Origin of the sequence: Oscillibacter sp., from assembly GCF_032060045.1 — a bacterium.
Taxonomy (GTDB): Bacteria; Bacillota; Clostridia; order Oscillospirales; family Oscillospiraceae; genus Oscillibacter.
Window position 1 is genome coordinate 7,224 of sequence record NZ_DAMBZJ010000055.1, and the last position, 3,109, is coordinate 10,332.

Below are 3,109 nucleotides of genomic sequence, written 5' to 3' on the forward strand. Positions count from 1 at the left end.
GCGCAGAATTTATTATCATTTAGATTCTGCGCTTTGATTGTTTTTACTTCTGCATTCTCAAAACGCACCGAAACTCAACACATAAGATTTCAAGGCCAACAGCTCTTACAAGCTTTTTTGATAGAACGTCACAGAGGGGAGAAAGGCGGATGCTGATTTTCTTATCCATGCTGGAATCCGATGCGGAACGGCAACTATTTTTAGAGCTTTACAATCAGTACGGAAACGCAATGCTGCGGGTTGCCCAGCGCTATTTTCCGAAAAACCAGCAGGACGCGGAGGACGCCGTCCAAAATGCCTGGTTGAAGGCGGTGCAAAACTTTTCAAAAATTCTGGAGGTTTCCTGTAAGAAAAGGGGCGCCTACCTCGTCATCATAGTGAGGAACGAAGCGATTACAATTCTGCGAAAGCGCAAAGAAGAACTGCCCCTCAAGGATGCTTTTGCCGACGAAACAGCCGCCTTTGGGGACGATGACGGAAAGACAATTAACGAGATGATCCAAACGATGCCGGAAACCTTCCGCGCGGTGTTGGAAATGCGGTTTGTAGAGGAGCGCAGTACAAAGGAAATCGCCGAGGCGCTCAATTTGAAGGAGACAACCGTCAACACACGGATTCATCGGGGACGGGCAATCTTAATCAAAAAACTGCGAGAGGAGTATACACGGTGACAAACGATACAGAGCATTCCGCATTGCGGGGGCTTTTTTTAGATGCCGCGGCAATCGAGTTTTCGGAAGAGCTTTTCTCCACGAAGCCAGTCGCCGTTTCCCCTCGCTTTCAGCGGCAGATGAACGCCATGCTGACAAATCCACAGCGTTGGGCAAAGCGCCGTGTTCGCCCTCTTTGGAAAAAGTGCGTGCAGACGGCGGCGGCAATCCTCTTGGTGTGCTCTTTGTCGTTGGGAACGCTGATGGCGGTCAGTCCCACCGTGCGCGCCGCGGTGATCCATTGGGTAACGGAGTGGTACGAGACGCACATCCTCTATCGCTATTACGGGAAGCAAATTTCCGGGGAATTGCCCAAGTATGAAATTACCGAACTGCCGGAAGGCTATGCGGAAACCGAACGGATTGAAATGCCGGAATACTTTTGCGTGACCTACAAAAATGAGGAAGGCCAGTGGCTGCGGTTCGACTATTCGTATATGCAGCAGGGCTCCGCGCTTGACATTTTAACAGAAGGTGTGGAGGTGCAGGATATCACGGTCAACGGCTTTGACGGCCAAATTTTCTTATCGCTTGATCCAAAGAACGACAACACGCTCACTTGGATTGATCCAAACGCGAATCTTCAGTTTGAAGTGGACGCTTTCCTTGATGAATCCGACATTTTGTACATAGCAGAGAGTGTTGCTTTGAAAGAATCGACAAAATAGAATGTTTTTTGCAAAATTTTTAAAGATTATGTAAGAAAAGCACCTCCTCGAAGCGTTGATAGGATAAAGGCAAAAATGGAAGCCTTATCCAACGCAGAGAGGAGGTGTATTTAATGAAGAGACGTACGTTTTCTTTTGCAGCGTTGCTGTTGCTGGTGTTATCAATTTCCGTTCAGGCGGTGCAACTACGGGCTGTTGGCAGCCGTCCTACCCTATCTTTCAGTGAAACGACCGCAAGCTGTTATGTGAATTGCAAAGGCGCAAGCACTAGCGACAAGGTTTCCGCGACTCTGACCCTCTATCAGGGGAATACCTATGTGGACTCATGGAGCAGCTCTGGAACCGGGTCGGTCTTTGTCTCCGGCCAGTGTGCCGTCAAGGGTGGAAAAAGTTACACCCTGACCCTGAGCTATTCCGTGAATGGAACAACCAAGCCTTCTGTCTCCGTCAGCAATACCTGTCCGTAAGGTGACAGGCGGCAAATCGAGGAAAGAAGAGGTGAGGCCAATGCCGTAAACCCGTGCGCGTTTGCATCCAAACGTTGACCAAAAAATAATTTACAAAATAAGAAAAGAGGTATAGCATGAAAAAGAAAATGATGAGTTTGGCTCTGGCGCTGGTGATGTGCCTGTCTCTGTGCGTTCCTGCATTTGCGGCAGATTCTAATGTATCACTTTCTGGAGCAACGCCCGAGATGATTGGAGTATTAACAACCGAGGACGGCGCGCAGCATATTATTGAGGGAACACTGGTATCAATGAGTCCATTAACGCGAAGCATAGGTAATAATAACAGTGTAACTTATAAATATGATTTACCAGCATCACTAAGAGCAAGTGGATCGACAACAGAAAGTGATCATGATGGTGCGATTGCTTCAACTGTTTATTTAACCATTAACTATGCCCACCAGAATACACCTACTGAGTATCTTTTAACCAGTGTGTCCGGGCACTGGGTAATTACTGATCAGAAGGCTTCTGTTGAGTCTGCAACAGTGTCATACGGCTGTAGTGGGCTTTTCCCCAGGCCAACCACACAAAGCGTCTTGGATCGTTCTGTAGCTAATTATTTTAATATTTCCACTAGCTTTACAAACTATGTAGCATCTGATACTCATGCTGTCATGGGTGCTAATTTGACTGTAAACTACTTGATGGGTACAGCGTGGAGATGGTCTTTTACTCTCACAAACATTCTCTTTAATAACTAAGCGAGAGGGATGTTTCCTTCCTGTTGCACGAGCATGAGACATTTCTTACTCCGACAGCATTGACGATCCAAGATAATTTGAGGAGGCTTTATGAAACACAAGGTATGCTATTGTTTGTGCGGGATTATCATAATAATTTCGGTCATCATAGGTATCTACAATTGGCTTGTATTGGCACCTCTTCGTACACAAGCATTTATAATCTCACCATGGGAACTTATTTACATTTATGCAGCTAAACCAGCTTTTTGGCTGTGTATTGGAATTGTAGGAGCTCTCGCACTTTTTCCGTTGCAAGTGGACCGTCGATTCCGCAAAGTATCTTTATGGTTCGGGATTGCCATGGTAGCAGCATACTGTGGAGTTGTTGTGTTTTCTCTCATGAAAGCGTCTGACCTTGTAAAGCCTTCGCTACTGATCTTGCCACGGCTTTTAAAAGGCACATTTGCATTTCTTGTTCCCGGCATACTGATTGGATTAGGGATCGATAAAAAAGTTTCTTAGGGAAGTATTAAATC

5 protein-coding genes are annotated in these 3,109 nt (G+C 46.3%); all 5 read left to right on the forward strand.

Annotated features, from left to right (window positions below; translation table 11 throughout):
- The first annotated feature begins 149 nt into the window (after positions 1–149).
- Entirely contained in the window at positions 150–671 is a 522-nt protein-coding gene (locus RT018_RS14935; RefSeq protein WP_312943119.1) for a sigma-70 family RNA polymerase sigma factor, read from the forward strand.
- Positions 668–1,378 carry a DUF4367 domain-containing protein gene (locus tag RT018_RS14940; protein ID WP_312943120.1) on the forward strand — a complete coding sequence of 237 codons (711 nt, stop codon included), beginning with the start codon at positions 668–670 and terminating at the stop codon, positions 1,376–1,378. The genes RT018_RS14935 and RT018_RS14940 overlap by 4 nt, the downstream gene beginning before the upstream one ends.
- A 113-nt stretch (positions 1,379–1,491) precedes the next feature.
- Entirely contained in the window at positions 1,492–1,845 is a 354-nt protein-coding gene (locus RT018_RS14945; RefSeq protein WP_312943121.1) for a hypothetical protein, read from the forward strand.
- A gap of 116 nt (positions 1,846–1,961) precedes the next feature.
- The gene (locus RT018_RS14950) at positions 1,962–2,591 is read left to right on the forward strand and encodes a hypothetical protein (RefSeq protein ID WP_312943122.1); all 630 of its coding nucleotides are present in this window, start codon (positions 1,962–1,964) and stop codon (positions 2,589–2,591) included.
- Positions 2,592–2,681: 90 nt separating this feature from the next.
- Positions 2,682–3,095, forward strand: a complete 414-nt coding sequence (locus tag RT018_RS14955; RefSeq protein ID WP_312943123.1) for a hypothetical protein — start codon at positions 2,682–2,684, stop codon at positions 3,093–3,095.
- Positions 3,096–3,109 lie beyond the last annotated feature (14 nt).